Here is a 17607-nt window from a genome sequence, read left to right on the forward strand (position 1 = left end):
GTTAAGAGATCGTTCAGCACCCTCTGGCAGATTGTTAAGCTAAAGAAGCGGTAAACTGCGCGAGACGAGGTTGGTCATGAACGAGGATTTCTGGAAGACGGTGGAAGGTCGTCACTTGTATTCCGACAAATCCCGTCGCACCGGCGTGCTCAATGTAGCGCTGCTTTTCGGCACGGCGGTTATCGCGCTCTCGCTCATCGTCACTCCCATGCTTGCCGGAAAATCCTCCACGCGGGTGGCGCAGTTCCCTGACAATTACGACATGATCAGCACGGGCTCCATCAAGAAGACCGATGTGGGCAAGACCTATTCCATCCGTCGCAGCATCACCCAGCCGATGCCGGAAATGCCCTGCGTGGTCACGGGTTATAGCAACGAGAGCGGTTGCTGATCGTTTACCATCAAAGGTAACGCATTCCTCACATCGCCGACCTAGGATAGAGTTGATTTCAACAGGGTGGATGCCGGTTGTCGCAACGCACCGGATGGCGGATGGGGAATATCCTGTGCTGCATTTTTTTATCGATTTTTGCAAAAGCGAAGACGGCGCCACAGCGGTTGAATACGGCTTGATTGTCGGGCTGATTTCCGCCGCCCTCATCGCTGGCGCAGGCAGCATCAGCAGCAATATCAATGCCGTGTTTCAGTTCATCGTAGACACTTTGGGCGAGTTGAAGTCTTTCGGCTGATCGCTCAGGACAGCTTCACCTCGGTTGTCTTTAAGGCATCGGCAAGCCGCACCTTGGCGGAGCCGGGTTTCAGCGGCTTCTGCTGGCTTTCGTGCGGCGCCCAGCCTGATACATAGATGATGGAAAATGTCGCCCTTATCCGCCCGTCAGGATCGGAATATCGCTCCGCGTAAAGCTCCGCTGCGCGCAGGAAAAAGGCGCGGTTGAGCGGTTTTCTGCTGCGGCTTGCCAGCGGATTGGCCATGCCCATGGCGCGCAGGTCGCGCATCAGCGGGAAGATCGAATCGTAACGCACCGTGTAGCTTTCCGCATCGGTCACGGGGAGCGCAAAGCCGGCGCGCTGCAAAAGCGCGCCGACATCACGCACATCGGCGAAGGGAATGACGCGCGGGCTGGCGCCTCCGGTCAGCTCCGCCTCGGCGGTCAGCAGCACGTCGCGCAGTTCCTGCAGGGTGCCGCTGCCGGGAATGGCGCCGAGAAACAGGCCGTCCGGTTTCAATGCCCGGCGGATCTGGATCAGCGCGCCGGGCGTGTCGTTGGTCAGATGCAGGGCAAGCGGTGAAACGATGAGGTTGGCGGAGGCCTCTTCAAGCGGCAGATGCTCCATGGAAGCGGCTTCGGGAATATTCGCATCCGTCGCAAAAGAGCTCTCGGTTTCGATACGGCGAATGCTATCCACCTTGCCGGTTTCCGCCAGCCGCCGGGCGGTGACGCCGGTGCCGCCGTGAAGTTCGATGGCGGTCTCGAACTGTCGCTCGACGATGGCAAGCCTGTCGGCCAGCTCTTCGGCCGCCATATCGAGAAGAAACAGGGCCTTGTCGTCGCGCCGGTTCCACGCCCGGCGACGGTTTTGTTCGATCAGGGCCTGGTCAAAGAGAATATCCATCGTCTTGCCTGCTCGGCCTCAAACGCCTTCGGGATCGGCGGGCCGTATCGTTGGTCTCATGCCGCCTGGGGCATCGTTTTCCCGGTGTCGGGAGGGAACTATCGCTCTCGCAAAGGCACCCGTTCGGCGGTAAAGTCAACCTCATGGGTGCTGGTGAAAGTCTGTTTTCGGGTTTGCTGTCGAAGTCTGCGGCCGTGCCGGCGGCGGCGGGAGACATGTGGCGTGCGGTCTTTCGTATGGTCTACCCGCCAACCTGCGCGGGCTGCACCCGCATGACCGGCGGCGAGGGCGCCTTATGTGCGGATTGCTGGCGCGATGTGGCCTTTATCGATCGCCCTTTTTGCGAGGTTCTGGGCATTCCCTTCGCGCGGGATCACGGAGACGGTTTCGTGAGCGCGCAGGCGATTGCCGAACCGCCGCCTTTTGACCGGCTGCGCGCCGTCGCAAGCCATGAGGGAACCGCCCGCAAGCTGGTGCACCGGCTGAAATATCAGGACCGGACCGATCTCGCCCGCCTGATGGCGCTGTGGATGCTGAGGGCAAGCGACGGAACGGTGGATGCCTGCGATTGCATCTTGCCCGTTCCATTGCATCGCAACCGTTTCCTGCGCCGCCGCTTCAATCAATCCGCCGAGCTGGCGCGGCATCTGGCCAGGGCCTCCGGCAAGCCCTTGCTTGCCGGCACGCTGCTGCGCGTGAAGCCGACAGAGCGGCAGGTGGGGCTTTCCGCGCTCGCCCGGCGGGACAATGTGCGCGGCGCTTTCGCGCTCGCGCCCGGCCGGGAAACCGATGTCCATGGCAGGCGCGTGGTGCTGGTGGACGACGTCTACACCACCGGCGCGACGGTGGGTGCGGCAAGCCGCGCCCTGCGCAGGGCCGGTGCCGCGGATGTGACGGTTTTGACCTTTGCAATGGCCATTTCCGGGCCTATATGAAACCTGAATGACATGAGTTTATCGTGCGTTTTACCGCACGTTTGCGAGGGCTTTGAAAACATGGCACCGGTGACGATCTATACGCGGGATTTTTGTGGTTATTGCGCGCGCGCCAAGGCGCTGCTGGACAGCAAGGGCGTGGATTATGCCGAATATAACGCCACGACGACACCGGAATACCGGCAGGAAATGATCGAAAAATCGGGCGGAACGACGTTCCCGCAAATCTTCATCAATGGCCAGCATGTGGGCGGCTGCGACGATCTGCACGCGCTGGAGCGCGCCGGTAAACTGGACGCGCTGCTGGCCGCCTGATCGGCCGCGATTCTTGCGGGTATGGAGGATGTGATGAGTTTCAAGGCTGCCGCCATTCAGATGCGCTCCGGCGTCGATCCGGCAAGAAACGCCGCCGATATGGAACGGCTGGTGCGTGCGGCTGCGGCCGAGGGCGCCGTTTATGTGCAGACCCCGGAAATGACGGGCGCGATCCAGAAGGACAGGCAGGCGCTGCGCGCGCAACTGCGTGATGACGATGGCGATATCATCGTTGCGACGGCCGCCCGTCTTGCCCGCGAACTCGGAATTCATGTCCATATCGGTTCCACGGCCATTGCCCGCCCGGATGGCAAGATCGCCAATCGCGGTTTTCTCTTCGCGCCGGATGGTTCGCGCATCTGCAGCTATGACAAGATCCATATGTTCGATGTCGATCTCGACAATGGTGAAAGCTGGCGTGAAAGCGCTGCCTATCAACCCGGCGAAGTGGCGCGCATCGCCGAACTTCCGCTGGCGAAATTCGGCTTCGCAATCTGCTACGACGTCCGTTTCCCGCAGCTTTTCCGCGCGGAAGCGCTGGCAGGTGCGGAGGTTTTGACCGTTCCGGCGGCTTTCACCCGGCAGACGGGGGAGGCCCATTGGGAAATCCTGCTGCGTGCCCGCGCCATCGAAAACGGCGCTTTCGTCATCGCCGCCGCGCAGGCCGGCGTCCATGAGGACGGGCGGGAGACCTTTGGCCATTCCATCATCATCGACCCGTGGGGCAAGGTTCTGGCCGTTGCCGGCGGCGCCGGAGAGGAAATCATCTTCGCCGACATCGACACGTCACTCGTTGCGGCTGCGCGTGGCAAGATTCCCAATCTGCGCAATGCCCGCGAGTTCGGTCTGGACACGGTTATTCCCCTGAAACCTGCCGGAGGTGAAGCGGCGTGATCCGTTATGCGCTGGCCTGTGAAAAGGGCCATGAGTTCGAAGGCTGGTTTGCCGGCAGCGACGATTTCGACGATCAGTTGCAGCGCGGTTTCCTGTCCTGTCCGGTCTGCAATTCCGTGCAGGTCTCAAAGCTGTTGATGGCGCCTTCGGTTTCCACCGCCCGCAAGAAAGACGAACGCCAGACGCTCGCCATGGATACGGCCCGAAAAGAGGCCCTTGCGAAAATCCGCGAGGCCGTTGCCAATATCCGCGCCAATGCGGAAGATGTCGGCGATAAATTTCCCGAAGAAGCCCGCAAGATCCACTATGGCGAAGCGGATGAGCGCGGCATCATCGGCAATGCCTCGGCGCAGGACGCCAAGGCCCTGCTGGACGAGGGTATCGAGATCGCGCCGCTGCCGACACTGCCTGACGACGTCAACTGAACTTCTCTAGGACGACCTCATTCAAATAGCGTCCGGGTTTACCCCTGCGCCGGCCGCTTCGCCAGCATCATGTAGTTGACATCCATATCCGGCGAAAGATTCCAGCGATCCTGCAGCACGTTGTAGAAGACGCCGGTGCGGTGGACGATATCCATGCCGCTCGCCACCAGCGGCCGCTCAAGCTCTTCCGGGCGAACGAGCTTTTCATATTGGTGCGTGCCGCGCGGCAGCCAGCGCAGCACGTTTTCGGCGGCGAAGATCGCCAATGCCCGGGCTTTGAGCGTGCGGTTGATGGTGGCGGCGAACATCAGGCCGCCGGGGCGCACCATTTTCGCGCAGGTGGTGACGAAGAAATCGACATTGGCCACATGCTCGACCACCTCCATGTTGAGGATGACGTCGAAGGTTTCGCCGGCTTCCTGCAACTGCTCGGCGGTCACGGCGCGGTAATCGACGCTGACCCCGCTTTCGCGGGCATGGGTGGAGGCGATGCCGATATTCTTTTCCGAGGGATCGGCGCCCACCACATCCGCGCCCATGCGTGCAACGGGTTCGGAGAGAAGGCCGCCGCCGCAGCCGATATCCAATATGCGCAGCCCTTCCAGCGGGCGGTGCGCCTTCGGGTCGCGGCCGAAATTCTCGCAGATGCGGTTGCGGATATATTCGAGCCGCACCGGATTGAACTTGTGCAGCGGGCGGAACTTGCCGGTCGGGCTCCACCACTCCGCAGCCATCGCGGAGAAGCGATCCACTTCGCTCTGGTCGACGGTCGTCTGTGCGGTTTCGCTCATGGTTCTGCTCCATATTGCTGTTGCATTGAAGTCGGATGATTGCCCCCGAAGTCAAGACCGGCGGTCCATTCCGGCGGCGATTTATCGGGCGCCCATTGCCGCAGGTGGAACTGATGGGGCGTCTCATTTGTTTCATGCTGCGTTCATGCAGAACCGCGTATTTTCCGGTCGTGGCAGTATGCGGAACGCATACTCGTCCATCGAACATGGTGGATGCCGACAAGGGCAAAGCGGGCCTTTGCTTGAGGAGAAAGAAGTGAAGAAAAAACTGTTTGGCGCAATTGCGCTGGTGGCCATGCTCGCCGCGCCGGCACTTGCCGAAGCTGCGACGCGGGGTTTCGCCACCGCGAATGTGAATATGCGCTCCGGCCCGAGCACGGCCTATCCGGCCGTTGTGGTGATCCCGAATGGCGCGCCGCTCACCGTGCACGGCTGCTTGTCCGATACGCCGTGGTGCGATGTCTCGTTCGTGGGCGGCCGCGGCTGGGTGGCCGGGCGTTATATCGCCACGACCTACCGACAGAACCGGGTCTATGTCGAACCGCGCTATTACCGCGATCTCGGCGTGCCGGTGATTACCTTCGAAGTCGGCCGTTATTGGGACCGCTATTATCGCGACCGCGACTTCTACCGCGAGCGCGACCGCTGGCGCCGTCCGCCGCCGTCCGGCGGTTACTGGAACGCCCCGCCTCCGAGTGCCGGCTGGGACCGCCCACGTCCGCGTGACGAGTGGCGTGATGGCCGCCGGGACGACTGGCGTGATGGTCGCCGCGACGAGTGGCGTGATCCCCGTCAGGGTGGCCCGAACGACGGCCGCTGGGAACGTCGCTACGGCGACTGGAATCAGGGTGACAGAAATCAGGACAGGCCGCGTCGCGACGACGACCGCCGCCGCTTCGAAGATGAAAGCCGCGACCGCAACCGCGATGGCCAGCAGAACCAGGATGAAGGCCAGCGCCGCCCAGAGCGTCGCCAGTGGGATGACCCGCGCCGTGCGCCTGCCTCGGAAAATTTCCGCGATGGCTGCCGGATCGGCGATCCGGGTTGTGACCCCCGCTAAACAGACAAAGCCCGGCATGATTGTCGGGCTTTTTCATTTATGGCTTCAACTTGGCTTTACGAGCCGCTACTTCGCGGCGGCAGCCTTGCGGGCACGGGCCTTGGGTTTTGCCGGGGCTTCGGCATCCAGTGCGGCTTCTGCAGCAGCGGCCTTGGGAGCGGCCTTCTTGCGCGTTGCGGGTTTCGTCGCTTCCGATGTCTTCAGCAGCGAAAATTCATGCTTGGCCTGTTCCCAATGGTGCGCGTCGCGCCCATGGGGGTGGCCTTCCTTTTCCCAGAGTGTATATGCCCGTTTACTGATCCATTCGTGTTCCGAAACCTGCATGCTCGTCTCCCGTTGCTGTTTACAGCGCCTATGAGAAGGCGACATTCCGCTTTGGTCCGGCACACGCTCGACAGGAATCAATGCCAGCATTTCCAGGACCCATTACATGCCATGATTTTCCGGGCGTCAAGCAAACATGCTGCATTGCGAAAACGGATTTCCGGCATTTTCTCCCCGTTAAAGCGGTTTGAGCGAAAGACGTTCCCGCAGAACAAGATCACCGTTGCGTGATCGCGCCAGGGCGGCCAAGATGGCCGGATGAATGGGCAGCGGAGGAGGCGGTCTTGGAACAGCGAATGGAAGCGGATGCGCAGGTCATCGTCGAAAAACGGGGAGGGGCAGGCATCATTCGCCTCAACCGCCCGAAGGCCATCAACAGCCTGACCTTGCCGATGGTGCGCGACCTGTTTCAGGCGCTTCAGCGTTTCGAAGAGGATGCCGGTGTTTCCTGCGTGGTTCTTACAGGGGAAGGCGACAGGGGGCTTTGCGCCGGGGGCGATGTCCGCATCATTCACGATCTCGGCAAGGCGGGCGACCCGCAGGTGCTTGATTTCTGGCGGGAAGAATTTCCGCTCAACTATCGCATCGCCCGCTTCGGCAAACCCTATATCGCCCTGATGGACGGCATCGTCATGGGCGGCGGTGTCGGCATTTCAGCCCATGGCAGCCACCGCATCGTCACGGAGCGCACAAAACTCGCCATGCCGGAAACGGGTATCGGTTATTTCCCGGATGTCGGCGGCTCCTGGCTTTTGCCACGGGCGCCGGGCGAATGCGGCACCTGGCTGGGGTTGACGGGCAATGCCGTTACCGCTGCCGATGCCATCTACGCTGGTTTTGCCGACTATCTTGTTCCTTCGGACCGTCTCGACGGGTTGGTCCAAGACCTGTCGCAAGCGGCGGATACAGCCAGCATCGAAACGGTAATCACGGCGCACGCAGTCGAGGCCGGTGAAGGCGTTTTATCCATAAATCGGGATATCATCGATGCGACATTCCGTTTCGACACGGTCGAGGAGATTTTCGAGGCACTTGCGGCGCGCCAGGATGCGTTTTCGCGCGAAACCCTCGAGGTCCTGCAAAAACGCTCCCCCACCAGTCTGAAACTGACCCTGAAGCTGCTGCGCCTCGGCCGGGAAAGCGCGAGCCTCATCGAATGCCTGGAGCGGGAATTTGCCGCCGGTACGGAAATATTGCGCCAGCATGATTTTTACGAAGGCGTGCGCGCGGCGCTGGTCGACAAGGACCGCAATCCCCGCTGGCAACCGGCACGGCTGGAGGAGGTGAGGGAGGAGGACATTGCGCCTTATCTTGCCGCGCATTCCGGCAATCTGTTTCCAGATCATCGTCTTTAGGTCGGCGCAAAAGAAATCCGGCTTCTTGCCGTATATGAAATCATCGCCTGTGGAGCGGACATTCTTTGGGCGAAATTTCCAATCCGCGCGCCCGGAAAGCATGGCTGTTTCTCGCGGGCGTTGCCGCCGCCCGCTATGTTGAGCACCATTCGAATTGCCGGGGGTATTCATGAAACGTCTTCTCATTATCGGTACTGCCATTGCCGCTCTTTTTGCAGGTGCGGCGCAGGCGCAGTCTCCGACCACCATTCTCAACGCATCCTACGATGTCGCCCGCGAAGTTTTTGCGGCCGAGAACGAGGCGTTCATCAAGCTGCATCCGGGCGTCACCGTCGATCAGTCGCATGCCGGCACCTCCAAGCAGGCGCGCGCCATCGTCGAGGGTCTGGAAGCCGATGTCGTCACCTTCAATCAGGTCACCGATGTCGATTTTCTGGTGAAGCAGGGCTTCGTTTCCGCCGACTGGAAGAAGGATTTTGCGAACGACGCATCGCCCTTCTACTCCTTCCCGTCGTTCCTCGTGCGCGCCGGCAATCCCAAGGGTATCAAGGACTGGGACGATCTTGCCCGCGACGATGTGAAGATCGTTTTCCCCAATCCGAAGACCTCGGGTAACGCCCGTTACACCTATCTCGCCGCCACCGCTTACGCCAAGGAGAAGTTCAACGGCGACGACGCGAAGGTTCAGGCATTCGTCAAGAAAATCTTCGACAATACGCCGGTGTTCGACACGGGAGGCCGCGCCGCCACCACCACCTTCGTTGAGCGTGAAATCGGCGACGTGCTTATCACCTTCGAAGCCGAGACGCGCGGCATCGCCAAGCAATATGGCGCAGACAAGGTGGAAGGCGTCGTGCCCTCCGTCAGCCTGCTGGCCGAATTCCCGGTCGCCGTGGTGGACAAGGTCGTCGACAAGCGCGGCTCGCGCGATCTGGCGAAGAGCTACCTCGATTTCCTCTATACCGAGGAAGGCCAGCGCATCGCCGCCGAATTCGGCCACCGTGTCCACAATGAAAAGGTCGTCGGCGAATTCAAGGACAAGTTCCCGGCGATTCGCCTCGTCAACGTCGATGATGTCTTCGGCGGCTGGGACAAAATCCAGAAAGAGCATTTTGCATCCGGCGCGACGCTTGATACGCTTTACGGCAGCCGTTAATCACAGCGATACGCAACAGGTAAAAGACCCGGCGGGAAACCGCCGGGTCGCTTTTTGATGAATGGGGGGCGGGGTTTGAAGCGGAATGTTCTGCCGGGGCTGAAATTGTCCCTTGGCGTTACCCTGACTTACGTTGCCATCATCGTGCTTCTGCCGCTCTCGGCGCTGGTGTTCAAGGCGGCAAGCCTCGGCCCTGCCGAATATTGGTCGATCATCTCCTCGCCGCGCGCCGTGGCCAGTTATCGTGTTACCGTGCTCTGCGCGCTCGCCGCCACGCTGTTCAACGTCATCTTCGGGCTGGCGCTCGCCTGGGTGCTGACGCGTTACCGCTTTCCCGGCTGGCGCATCGTCGACGCCATCGTCGATCTGCCTTTCGCACTGCCGACCGCGGTTGCCGGCATTGCGCTGACGACGCTATTCGCAGGTAATGGCTGGTTCGGCTCGGTGCTTTCGCAATTCGGCATCAAGGTGGCCTACACGCCGCTTGGCATCATGGTGGCGATGGCCTTTACCAGCCTGCCCTTCATCGTGCGTACCGTGCAGCCGGTGCTGGAAGACCTCGATCCGGCGCTTGAGGAAGCGGCGCAATCGCTCGGCGGTTCCGATCTCGAAATTTTCCGCAAGATCATCCTGCCGCTGTTGACGCCGGCGTTGCTCGCCGGTCTGTCGCTCTCCTTCGCCCGCAGCCTCGGCGAATTCGGGGCGATCATCTTCATCGCCGGCAATCAGCCGTTTTCGACGGAAATCACGGCGCTGCTGATCTTCATCCGGCTGGAGGAATATGATTATCAGGCGGCCGCCGCCATCGCCTCCGTTCTGCTCATCACCGCCTTCGTGATGCTGGCGGTAACCAACTATCTGCAGGCGCGCGCGCTTCGTTATACGGTGAGGGGCTGAGAGATGAGCACCGTTTCTTCACATCGCAAACCGCCACGCGTGGGTGACGCGCCCCTCGTTCGCCGCAGCCTGATTTCTTTTGTGCTGGTCATCGGCGCCCTGTTGGTCCTGGCGCCGCTTATCATCATCGGCGTCGAGGCGTTTTCGCAGGGCTGGAAGGCCTATACGGCCACCATCACCCATCCCGACACCCGCCACGCCATCATGCTGACGGTGCTGACCGCGATGATCGCCGTGCCGGTGAATACGGCCTTCGGTGTTGCGGCCGCCTGGGCGATCACCAAGTTCGATTTCCCCGGCCGGCGCTTCCTGCTGGTGCTGATCGAGATACCCTTTTCCATCTCGCCCATCGTCGCGGGTGTCGCCTACCTCTTCGTTTATGGGCTGCAGGGGCTGTTCGGCCCGTTCCTCGATGCACATGACATCAAGATACTTTTTGCGCTGCCCGGCATCGTCATCGCCTCGATGTTCGTCACGGCACCTTTCGTGGCGCGCGAACTTATCCCGCTGATGCAGGCGCAGGGCCGCGATCTGGAGGAGGCGGCGACCTCGCTTGGCGCATCCGGCTGGCGCACTTTCTTTTCGGTCACCTTGCCGAACATCAAATGGGCGCTGCTTTACGGCGTCGTGCTGTGCAACGCCCGCGTGATGGGTGAATTCGGCGCGGTATCGGTCGTATCGGGCAATATTCGCGGCCAGACCAATACTCTGCCGCTGCATATCGAGCTGCTTTACCACGATTACCAGACGGCCGGCGCCTTCGCCTCGGCCTCCATCCTTGCCTTGCTCGCCGTCGTCACCATCATCGCCAAGGTGGCGCTGGAACGGCGCGGCGCGGGGCGCGGGGCCAAGAAGACCAACGGCGATGCCGCCATCGCCACGGAGACCTGATTCCAATGAAAATCCGCCTCGAAAATGTGGTGAAGACCTTCGATACCTTCCGCGCCGTGCGCGATGTTTCGCTGGATATCGAAAGCGGCGAACTTCTGGCGCTGCTCGGTCCTTCAGGCTCCGGCAAGACCACGATTTTGCGCATGGTTGCCGGTCTCGAATATAGCGATGGCGGCCGTATCTTTTTCGGCGACGAGGACGCCACCAATATTCCGGTGCGGGACCGCGGCGTCGGTTTCGTATTCCAGCATTACGCGCTCTTTCCGCATATGACCCTGCATCAAAACATCGCTTTCGGCATGAAGGTTTCGAAGGTGAAGCGGGACAAGGCGGCGATCGATGCCCGCGTCGAGGAGCTTCTGCGGCTGGTAAAGCTCGATGGCCTGGGCGACCGTTTCCCGGCGCAGATTTCCGGCGGCCAGCGGCAGCGCGTGGCGCTGGCGCGTGCGCTTTCGGTCGATCCGAAGGTGCTTCTGCTCGATGAGCCCTTCGGGGCGCTGGACGCCAATGTGCGCCGCGACCTGCGCCGCTGGCTGCGCGAGATTCACGATTCGCTCGGCATCACCACGATTTTCGTGACGCATGACCAGGAAGAGGCGCTCGATCTTGCTGACCGTGTGGTTATTCTCAATCAGGGCGAGATCGTACAGCAGGGCACGCCGAAGGAGGTCTGCCGCCAGCCGAACAGCGCCTTCGTCATGCGCTTTCTGGGCGATGCCAACCGGGTGTCCGGCGTGGCGCGCGGCGGCAAGGTCTATGTCGGCGATAACGAGCTGCCTTTCTCCTACGCGCAAGGCGATGGCGCGGTGGACATCTATGCCCGCCCCGGCGATCTGGAGTGGGAAGATCTGCATGAGGGTATTCCGGCCTCTGTGGCGCGGGTTCTCGACCGCGCGGGCGAGCGGCGGGTGATCGCCAGCACCGATGGCGGCGACCTTCTGGAATTCGACGTGCCGCCGGAAAACGATGTCGCCGCCGGAGACCGCGGTTCCGTCATCATCCGCCGGGCGAAGATTTTCCCGGCGGCTTGAGGCGCTATCAGCCCAGAAGCTCGAAGGCGCTTTCAGCCACAAGCTTGCCGTTGATCGTCAGGTCGACCCTGTGGATGCCCGGATAGTGCTTGCGGGTCGTGAAATCTCGTATGGCGCGGCTGATCAACAGCGCGCATGTCTCGCCGGGCTGAAGTTCGATCTCTTTCCACTTGAAGACTTTCGCGGAGGCGTCGCCGCTCTTCTTCACGTAGTGTACGGCGTAGTCGATCACCAGTTTCTGCGGCCGTTTCGCCGTCGAGGTGAAAGAGGCTGCAATCCGCACCGGATTGCCGAGCGCAACCTTGTCCGGCGTAACCTGAAACGCCGCAAGGGAAATTTCCGCTTCCTCATGCGCGCCGAGATGGGCAAGCGCTGCGGCATCGCCCTTCTTGATCAATGTGCGCAGGGCCTGCCGCGTGATCCAGCGTGTATGCGGATTGTCCTTCGGCCATGTATCGATCAGCGCCAGCACGAAAGCGGGATTGTCCTTGGTGATGTCGTTCAGATGGTTGGCGACGGATTTGCGTACATAAAGCGCCTCGTCGGCTTTCATCGTATCGAGGATTGCGGTGACCGGCGAGGGATCGTCGATCAGGGGTTTGAGCTGGAACGACCATGGCAGGCGGGGCCGGCAGCCTTCGCTCGCCAGCCGCCGCACATGTTCATTCGCGTGCCGTGACCAGGTTTCCATCACGGCAAGGGTTCGGGCCATATCCTTTTGCAGGAAATGCCGGATGGCGAATTCCGAGGAGCCGAAGCGGGTGAAATAATGCAGCGCTTCCATGGAAAGATCGAAATCATCAAGGCCGTAAAGCGCCACATATTCCGGCAGCGAAATGGAGGCGAAACCGTTGCCGATGCCCGGCGCTGCGGCGGTCAGGATTTCGATGTTGCGGGCATAGTCGCCGGGAAGCGTCGCATGCAGGCTCGTCGCCACCTGCCGCATGCGCTGCATGATGCCCAGCGCTTCAAGGTTTTCGGTTGCGAGCGCCAGGAAGGCGGAAACGTCAAATGGCGGATGAACGGCCTTGGTCTCATCGGCGATATGCCGCAGTTTCTCGCGGTTGAAGATTTCCTTCAATGCCGGTGCCGCCGCGTCGCTCATATCGCCCCTCAAAGTTCACTTTTTGTTCTTTTAGGGGATGATGCAGACGAAAGCAAGCAGGACCGGAGCACCGAAAAAACGCTGTGGCCGATTTTGCCTGTTCTCAGATCAATAAGGCCTCTCTTCCGTCATGCCGGACTAGATCCGGCATCCAGCCGACGCGCGTCTGCGCGGCGAATAGAGTCTTTTCAGCCCAGGGACTTGTGCTGGCTGGACCCCGGCTCGAGGCCGGGGTGACGAAGGTGCGGATGCTCCGGGTTCGCCAAAAAAGCGTCAGCTCATCTGGCTGACGAATTTGGTCTCCAGATAGGCCTGAACCGCTTCCGAGCCGCCTTCCGTGCCATAACCGGAATCCTTGATGCCGCCGAAGGGGACTTCCGGAAGCGCAAGGCCGTTGTGGTTGATGGTCAGCATGCCGGCCTCGACCTGCTGGCCAAGCGCGTGGGCGGTCTTGACCGAGCCGGTGAAGGCATAGGATGCAAGGCCGAAGGGCAGGCGGTTCGCCTCGGTGATGGCGTCATCGAAGCTCGAGAAGCGATTGATGATGGCGACCGGGCCGAAGGGTTCGTCATTCATGATTTTGGCGGTGGTCGGCACATTGGCGAGAACCGTCGGCTCGAAGAAATTGCCCTTGTTGCCGATGCGGCGGCCGCCGGTCTTCAATTCTGCACCATGGGAAACGGCGTCGTTGATGAGGCCTTCCAGCGCCGGAATGCGGCGCTCATTGGCGAGCGGCCCCATGATGACGCCGTCTTCCAGCCCGTTGCCGACCTTGATGGCCTTCGTCGCTTCCACGAAACCTTCAAGGAAACGGTCGGCAACGCCGTCCTGCACGAGGAAGCGGGTGGGGGCGACACAGACCTGGCCGGCATTGCGGAACTTGGCAAGCGAGGTGACTTCGATTGCCTTGTCGATATCGGCGTCGTCAAAGATCATCACCGGCGCATGGCCGCCAAGCTCCATCGTGGCGCGCTTCATGTGCTTGCCGGCAAGCGCGGCCAGATGTTTGCCAATGGGAGTGGATCCGGTGAAGGAGATCTTGCGGATGACCGGATGCGGGATCAGATATTCCGAAATCTCGGATGGAACGCCGTAAACGAGGCCGATGACGCCCGCCGGTACGCCGGCATCCACGAAAGCGCGGATCAGTTCAGCCGGTGACGCCGGTGTTTCTTCCGGGGCCTTGACAATGATGGAGCAGCCAGTGGCAAGCGCTGCGGAAAGCTTCCGGACGATCTGGTTGATCGGGAAGTTCCACGGCGTAAACGCCGCGACGGGACCGACCGGCAGCTTGATGGCAAGCTGCGAAACGCCGGTTGCGCGCGCCGGAATGACCTGCCCATAGGTGCGGCGTGCTTCTTCGGCGAACCAGTCGATGGTATCGGCGGCGCCCATGATTTCAGTACCGGATTGCGCCAGCGGCTTGCCCTGTTCGCGGGTCATGATGTAGGCGATCTTGTCCTTGCGCTCGCGCAGGAGATCGGCCGCCCTGCGCATGATCTTCGAGCGCTCGAAAGGCGAGGTGTCGCGCCACACCCTGAAACCGCGCTCGGCGGCGGCAAGCGCCAGATCGAGGTCTTCCTTCTCGGCATGCGCAATCGCGCCGATGATCTCGTCGGTTGCCGGATCGGACACGGCGATCGTCTTGCCGGAAACGGCGTCTCGCCATTCGCCATCAATGAGAAGTTTGATGTCGGGATAGGTGTGCATAGGGGCTACCTTCATGATGCGGCCGATACGGCGAAATGCCGTCCGGCCCGGAGACGTGAACAGAATTTTCCTGGCCGGACGATATCCGGCATCGCGGCTTTCGCTGCGCGGAACATGTGTCTGGATATTTCCGACGGGAGCTTCTGGAATTGTCGGAAACGGAAACGACAGCCTTTATATTAAGGTCCGGGCGGTACGTTTCAACCGTGCGCGCCGGCAATCGCCATGATTTTTCCGTGACGCGGAATTTGCCATTCGTCATTTCAATCCGGCACGCGGACTGGTCTTCGCTTATCCGGCTGCCCCAGGCGAATCAGATGAAGCTGCGCGACCACGGAAAGGCTCTCGCCACAATTCGGCCTTTGTCGCACCTGACGAATTATCGGGAGGGGTCTCCGGAGCTTGTCGCTTGTGTCATAATGGGACGCATGACCTGAAAAAATACAATAAGACGGAAAACTTATCCAAACGGTTTACTCAAAACCTAGAGAAAATACGGATAAAATCTCAGTGAGGATATAACATCCATTCCTGATATATATTGCTAGCGTCGGTTCCCTTAACCTTCAAAGGTTGGCGAAAACCCTCGACCTGAACGTTATCGATGGAGAAAAAGTATGAGTTTCGCCCGGGTACTTCTCAGTGCGTTCTTGTCGCTCGCGTGGCTTTCCTGTGCCGAAGCCGGCGAAATTGCCAAACCGCAAGGAAAACCGATATTAACCATATCCGGAAACATCGCCAATACGAATGGCGAGGGCGCCGCGGTTTTTGATCGTGACATGCTGGAAGCGCTCGGCATGGTGACGGTGGAGACGACGACGCCCTGGCATGATGGCCGCGTCCGTTTCGATGGTGTTTCGCTGGCAAAATTGATGGATGTCGTCGGCGCAAAGGGCACCAGCGTCACGGCGGTCGCTCTTAACGATTATGTCAGCACGATACCGATTGAAGATTTTAAGAAATTTAACGTTATTCTGGCGATCAAGCTGGATGGCAACTACATGACAGTTCGCGAAAAAGGCCCGTTGTTCGTCATCTATCCCTATGACAGCGATCCGGAGCTGCAGAAGCAGACGTATTATTCGCGGTCCGCATGGCAAGTTGCCAAACTGATAGTGGAATAAAGGTGCCGTTTGCGAAAACTTGTGGCGGTGATCATCTGTTGCTTCGTCCTGGCAACGGGCTATATCGCTTTCGTCATTGCCGAGCGGCAGACCGCTCTGCAGAAATTTGCCCGCTACAATGATTCCTGGGCCGTCAGCCAGACCGTAGCCGAATATCTGCGCCTCCAGAACAAACTGGCCGTGTTTGCGCTCAATCCCGGCAAGATCGACCGGGATGAGCTGCAACTGCGTCTGGACATCATGCTGAGCCGCCTTGAGCTTTTGAAGCAGGGCAATCTCGGGGCCTTCATCAATGAAAAACAGCAGTGGCGGGATCTCGTAACCCGCCTCGATGCCGTTCTGGCCCGTCTGGAGCAGCAGGTGAACAACCTCAATCCGGCCGAGGTTCCGGATCTGCTGGCGACGATGAGCGCGCTCGATGCGCCGATGACGACGCTCGCCTCCTCTTCCGTCGCTTATGACGTCAATCTGATCGATACGGCCCATGAGGATGTGCGCAAGCTGCATATCGTTTATACCGCGCTGGCGGGCGGCCTCATCCTGTGCGGTATCGCGCTTGTCATATTGCTGCTTCGCCAGAACGATCTTCTGAACCGTGCGCAGAAAAGCATGCGCGGCCTGACGGACGATCTGCGCGCCGCGACGCTGGAATTGCAGGCGAAGAATGTCCGGCTCGAACACGACGCCTATCACGACGCGCTGACGGGACTGCCGAACCGCGCGCTGTTCCGGCAGGAGCTGATCGAGAGGTTGCGCCGATCCTTCGGCGGGACGGGAACGACAGCCATCCTCCTGCTCGATCTCGACGGGTTCAAGGACGTTAACGATACGCTCGGCCATGATGCCGGCGATGCGCTGCTTCAGGCCGTGGCGCAGCGCCTGTCGGCCATCGGCGGCGATTATGACATGGTCTGCCGCCTGGGCGGCGACGAATTTGCCGTCGTTTCCGACGATCTGAACGAGGATGCCGCCCGCCGTCTTGCCACCAAGCTCATCGACCAGATCAGCCGCACCTACCAGCTGGGGGAGCAGGAGGTCAAAATCGGCACCTGCATCGGCATCGCCATATCGCATGGCGCAGTGGATGCGGATGAATTGTTCAAGCGCGCGGATCTGGCGCTTTACGAGGCGAAAGCCATCGGCCCCGGTCGCGCGAGCGTTTTCAAGGTCCGCATGCAGAAGCAGCTCACCGAGAAGAAATCCTTCGAGGCCGACCTGCAGACCGCGTTGCAGAACGACGAGATGGAGGTCTATTACCAGCCGCAGGTGGCGACGCAGACCCGCAAGCTTTGCGGCTTCGAGGCGCTGCTGCGCTGGAAACATCCGGTGCGCGGCGATGTGCCGCCCAGCGTGTTCATTCCCGTTGCGGAAAGAACGGGCCTCATCCATTCGCTCGGAAAATGGGTAATGGAAACCGCCTGCCGCGAGGCGATGGGCTGGGACGAGGACATGAAGGTGGCGGTCAATCTGTCACCGGTTCAGTTCCACAGCACCAGCCTCATCCAGAACGTTATGGGCGCGCTTGAGAAAAGCGGCCTGGAACCCAGCCGGCTCGAGCTTGAAATCACCGAATCGATCCTTCTCAACAAGAGCGACCAGACGATCAACACGCTGTCGCGCCTGAAGGCCGTCGGCATCAAGATCGCCATGGACGATTTCGGGACAGGCTATTCGTCGCTCGCCAATCTGCGCGGCGTGCCCTTCGACAAGATCAAGATCGACCGCTCGTTCCTGCGCGATATCACCAGCGACCGCGACGCGCTGGCGATCGTTGAATTCGTGGTCGGCGTCGGCCGCAGCCTACGGATGACGACGATTGCGGAAGGTATCGAGACGGAAGAGCAATATGAATGCGTCAGGCGTCTGGGCTGCGATCAGGTTCAGGGATATCTGATCAGCAGACCGTTGCCGGCCAAGGAGCTTGTGGCCTGGAGCTCTGTCTGAGACGCGCCTGTTTTGGCGGCGGCCGTATCTTGAATTTTTACCACGTCATAGTGTTGCTTGCGAAAACCGATACCG

Annotated in this window: 19 protein-coding genes; 14 read left to right on the forward strand and 5 right to left on the reverse strand. The window is 60.5% G+C overall.

All coding sequences use genetic code 11. The features are described 5' to 3' along the window. Positions 1-76 precede the first annotated feature (76 nt). Together O3W47_RS07790 and O3W47_RS07795 are read left to right on the forward strand one after the other, a co-directional pair. Complete coding sequence (locus tag O3W47_RS07790) at positions 77-391, forward strand: hypothetical protein (RefSeq protein WP_003522548.1); 315 nt, start codon at positions 77-79, stop codon at positions 389-391. A gap of 70 nt (positions 392-461) precedes the next feature. Continuing rightward, complete coding sequence (locus O3W47_RS07795; RefSeq protein ID WP_269313396.1) at positions 462-689, forward strand: Flp family type IVb pilin; 228 nt, start codon at positions 462-464, stop codon at positions 687-689. A gap of 4 nt (positions 690-693) precedes the next feature. On the opposite strand, the gene O3W47_RS07800 is transcribed toward O3W47_RS07795, so the two are convergent. Beyond that, positions 694-1575, reverse strand: coding sequence for a methyltransferase domain-containing protein (locus O3W47_RS07800; protein ID WP_127755668.1), 882 nt, complete (start codon positions 1573-1575; stop codon positions 694-696). A 143-nt stretch (positions 1576-1718) separates the two neighbouring features. On the opposite strand from O3W47_RS07800, the gene O3W47_RS07805 reads away from it, so the two are divergent. From O3W47_RS07805 to O3W47_RS07820, 4 genes are read left to right on the forward strand one after another with little or no spacing between them, the layout of a single operon-like run. Then, positions 1719-2510 (forward strand): ComF family protein, encoded by a 792-nt coding sequence (locus O3W47_RS07805; protein ID WP_269313397.1) that lies wholly within the window; start codon positions 1719-1721, stop codon positions 2508-2510. Between the two features lie 60 nt (positions 2511-2570). Then, a complete protein-coding gene (grxC, locus tag O3W47_RS07810) occupies positions 2571-2825 on the forward strand; it encodes a glutaredoxin 3 (protein WP_003522552.1) in 255 nt (84 codons plus the stop codon). 33 nt (positions 2826-2858) lie between these two features. Then, positions 2859-3719, forward strand: a complete 861-nt coding sequence (locus O3W47_RS07815; RefSeq protein WP_137453801.1) for a carbon-nitrogen hydrolase family protein — start codon at positions 2859-2861, stop codon at positions 3717-3719. Further along, positions 3716-4144: a DUF1178 family protein gene (locus tag O3W47_RS07820; RefSeq protein ID WP_269313398.1), complete on the forward strand. Its 429-nt coding sequence runs from the start codon at positions 3716-3718 to the stop codon at positions 4142-4144. Before O3W47_RS07815 ends, O3W47_RS07820 begins: the two co-directional genes overlap by 4 nt. Positions 4145-4182: 38 nt before the next feature. Here O3W47_RS07820 and ubiG read toward each other — a convergent pair whose 3' ends face one another. Continuing rightward, the gene (ubiG, locus tag O3W47_RS07825) at positions 4183-4935 is read right to left on the reverse strand and encodes a bifunctional 2-polyprenyl-6-hydroxyphenol methylase/3-demethylubiquinol 3-O-methyltransferase UbiG (protein ID WP_269313399.1); all 753 of its coding nucleotides are present in this window, start codon (positions 4933-4935) and stop codon (positions 4183-4185) included. Between the two features lie 256 nt (positions 4936-5191). Here ubiG and O3W47_RS07830 point away from each other — a divergent pair, with 256 nt between their 5' ends. Next, positions 5192-5995, forward strand: coding sequence for an SH3 domain-containing protein (locus tag O3W47_RS07830; RefSeq protein WP_269313400.1), 804 nt, complete (start codon positions 5192-5194; stop codon positions 5993-5995). A gap of 66 nt (positions 5996-6061) precedes the next feature. Here O3W47_RS07830 and O3W47_RS07835 read toward each other — a convergent pair whose 3' ends face one another. Continuing rightward, positions 6062-6319: a DUF2934 domain-containing protein gene (locus O3W47_RS07835; protein ID WP_137453805.1), complete on the reverse strand. Its 258-nt coding sequence runs from the start codon at positions 6317-6319 to the stop codon at positions 6062-6064. A gap of 296 nt (positions 6320-6615) precedes the next feature. Between O3W47_RS07835 and O3W47_RS07840 the strand changes: the two genes are divergently transcribed. From O3W47_RS07840 to O3W47_RS07860, 5 genes are all read left to right on the forward strand, one after another. Beyond that, entirely contained in the window at positions 6616-7674 is a 1059-nt protein-coding gene (locus O3W47_RS07840) for an enoyl-CoA hydratase/isomerase family protein (protein ID WP_137454166.1), read from the forward strand. A gap of 169 nt (positions 7675-7843) precedes the next feature. Continuing rightward, complete coding sequence (cysP, locus tag O3W47_RS07845; protein WP_035264351.1) at positions 7844-8830, forward strand: thiosulfate ABC transporter substrate-binding protein CysP; 987 nt, start codon at positions 7844-7846, stop codon at positions 8828-8830. Positions 8831-8887: 57 nt separating this feature from the next. Then, positions 8888-9727, forward strand: coding sequence for a sulfate ABC transporter permease subunit CysT (gene cysT, locus O3W47_RS07850; protein ID WP_078053429.1), 840 nt, complete (start codon positions 8888-8890; stop codon positions 9725-9727). 3 nt (positions 9728-9730) lie between these two features. Next, positions 9731-10618, forward strand: a complete 888-nt coding sequence (gene cysW / locus O3W47_RS07855) for a sulfate ABC transporter permease subunit CysW (RefSeq protein ID WP_269313401.1) — start codon at positions 9731-9733, stop codon at positions 10616-10618. A gap of 5 nt (positions 10619-10623) precedes the next feature. Beyond that, a complete protein-coding gene (locus O3W47_RS07860; protein ID WP_003522562.1) occupies positions 10624-11649 on the forward strand; it encodes a sulfate/molybdate ABC transporter ATP-binding protein in 1026 nt (341 codons plus the stop codon). Between the two features lie 7 nt (positions 11650-11656). Here O3W47_RS07860 and O3W47_RS07865 read toward each other — a convergent pair whose 3' ends face one another. Beyond that, positions 11657-12754: a DNA alkylation repair protein gene (locus tag O3W47_RS07865; protein WP_269313402.1), complete on the reverse strand. Its 1098-nt coding sequence runs from the start codon at positions 12752-12754 to the stop codon at positions 11657-11659. Between the two features lie 273 nt (positions 12755-13027). After that, a complete protein-coding gene (locus O3W47_RS07870; protein ID WP_065657118.1) occupies positions 13028-14464 on the reverse strand; it encodes an NAD-dependent succinate-semialdehyde dehydrogenase in 1437 nt (478 codons plus the stop codon). A 617-nt stretch (positions 14465-15081) separates the two neighbouring features. Between O3W47_RS07870 and O3W47_RS07875 the strand changes: the two genes are divergently transcribed. Then, entirely contained in the window at positions 15082-15588 is a 507-nt protein-coding gene (locus tag O3W47_RS07875; protein ID WP_003522565.1) for a molybdopterin-dependent oxidoreductase, read from the forward strand. 21 nt (positions 15589-15609) lie between these two features. Next, positions 15610-17532, forward strand: coding sequence for a putative bifunctional diguanylate cyclase/phosphodiesterase (locus O3W47_RS07880; protein ID WP_233284764.1), 1923 nt, complete (start codon positions 15610-15612; stop codon positions 17530-17532). Positions 17533-17607: the final 75 nt, after the last annotated feature.

The organism is Agrobacterium sp. LMR679, from assembly GCF_027157905.1.
GTDB classification, from domain to species: domain Bacteria; phylum Pseudomonadota; class Alphaproteobacteria; order Rhizobiales; family Rhizobiaceae; genus Agrobacterium; species Agrobacterium leguminum.

What these genes read in the sequence shown, in the direction of transcription:
- O3W47_RS07865 (WP_269313402.1), bottom strand. Translation starts at nt 12,754, where the DNA reads ATGAGCGACGCGGCGGCACCGGCATTGAAGGAAATCTTCAACCGCGAG.
- O3W47_RS07835 (WP_137453805.1), bottom strand. Translation starts at nt 6,319, where the DNA reads ATGCAGGTTTCGGAACACGAATGGATCAGTAAACGGGCATATACACTC.
- cysW (WP_269313401.1), top strand. Translation starts at nt 9,731, where the DNA reads ATGAGCACCGTTTCTTCACATCGCAAACCGCCACGCGTGGGTGACGCG.
- O3W47_RS07795 (WP_269313396.1), top strand. Translation starts at nt 462, where the DNA reads ATGCCGGTTGTCGCAACGCACCGGATGGCGGATGGGGAATATCCTGTG.
- O3W47_RS07840 (WP_137454166.1), top strand. Translation starts at nt 6,616, where the DNA reads ATGGAAGCGGATGCGCAGGTCATCGTCGAAAAACGGGGAGGGGCAGGC.
- O3W47_RS07805 (WP_269313397.1), top strand. Translation starts at nt 1,719, where the DNA reads ATGGGTGCTGGTGAAAGTCTGTTTTCGGGTTTGCTGTCGAAGTCTGCG.
- cysT (WP_078053429.1), top strand. Translation starts at nt 8,888, where the DNA reads ATGAATGGGGGGCGGGGTTTGAAGCGGAATGTTCTGCCGGGGCTGAAA.
- cysP (WP_035264351.1), top strand. Translation starts at nt 7,844, where the DNA reads ATGAAACGTCTTCTCATTATCGGTACTGCCATTGCCGCTCTTTTTGCA.
- O3W47_RS07800 (WP_127755668.1), bottom strand. Translation starts at nt 1,575, where the DNA reads ATGGATATTCTCTTTGACCAGGCCCTGATCGAACAAAACCGTCGCCGG.
- O3W47_RS07790 (WP_003522548.1), top strand. Translation starts at nt 77, where the DNA reads ATGAACGAGGATTTCTGGAAGACGGTGGAAGGTCGTCACTTGTATTCC.
- O3W47_RS07870 (WP_065657118.1), bottom strand. Translation starts at nt 14,464, where the DNA reads ATGCACACCTATCCCGACATCAAACTTCTCATTGATGGCGAATGGCGA.
- O3W47_RS07875 (WP_003522565.1), top strand. Translation starts at nt 15,082, where the DNA reads ATGAGTTTCGCCCGGGTACTTCTCAGTGCGTTCTTGTCGCTCGCGTGG.
- O3W47_RS07860 (WP_003522562.1), top strand. Translation starts at nt 10,624, where the DNA reads ATGAAAATCCGCCTCGAAAATGTGGTGAAGACCTTCGATACCTTCCGC.
- O3W47_RS07815 (WP_137453801.1), top strand. Translation starts at nt 2,859, where the DNA reads ATGAGTTTCAAGGCTGCCGCCATTCAGATGCGCTCCGGCGTCGATCCG.
- grxC (WP_003522552.1), top strand. Translation starts at nt 2,571, where the DNA reads ATGGCACCGGTGACGATCTATACGCGGGATTTTTGTGGTTATTGCGCG.
- ubiG (WP_269313399.1), bottom strand. Translation starts at nt 4,935, where the DNA reads ATGAGCGAAACCGCACAGACGACCGTCGACCAGAGCGAAGTGGATCGC.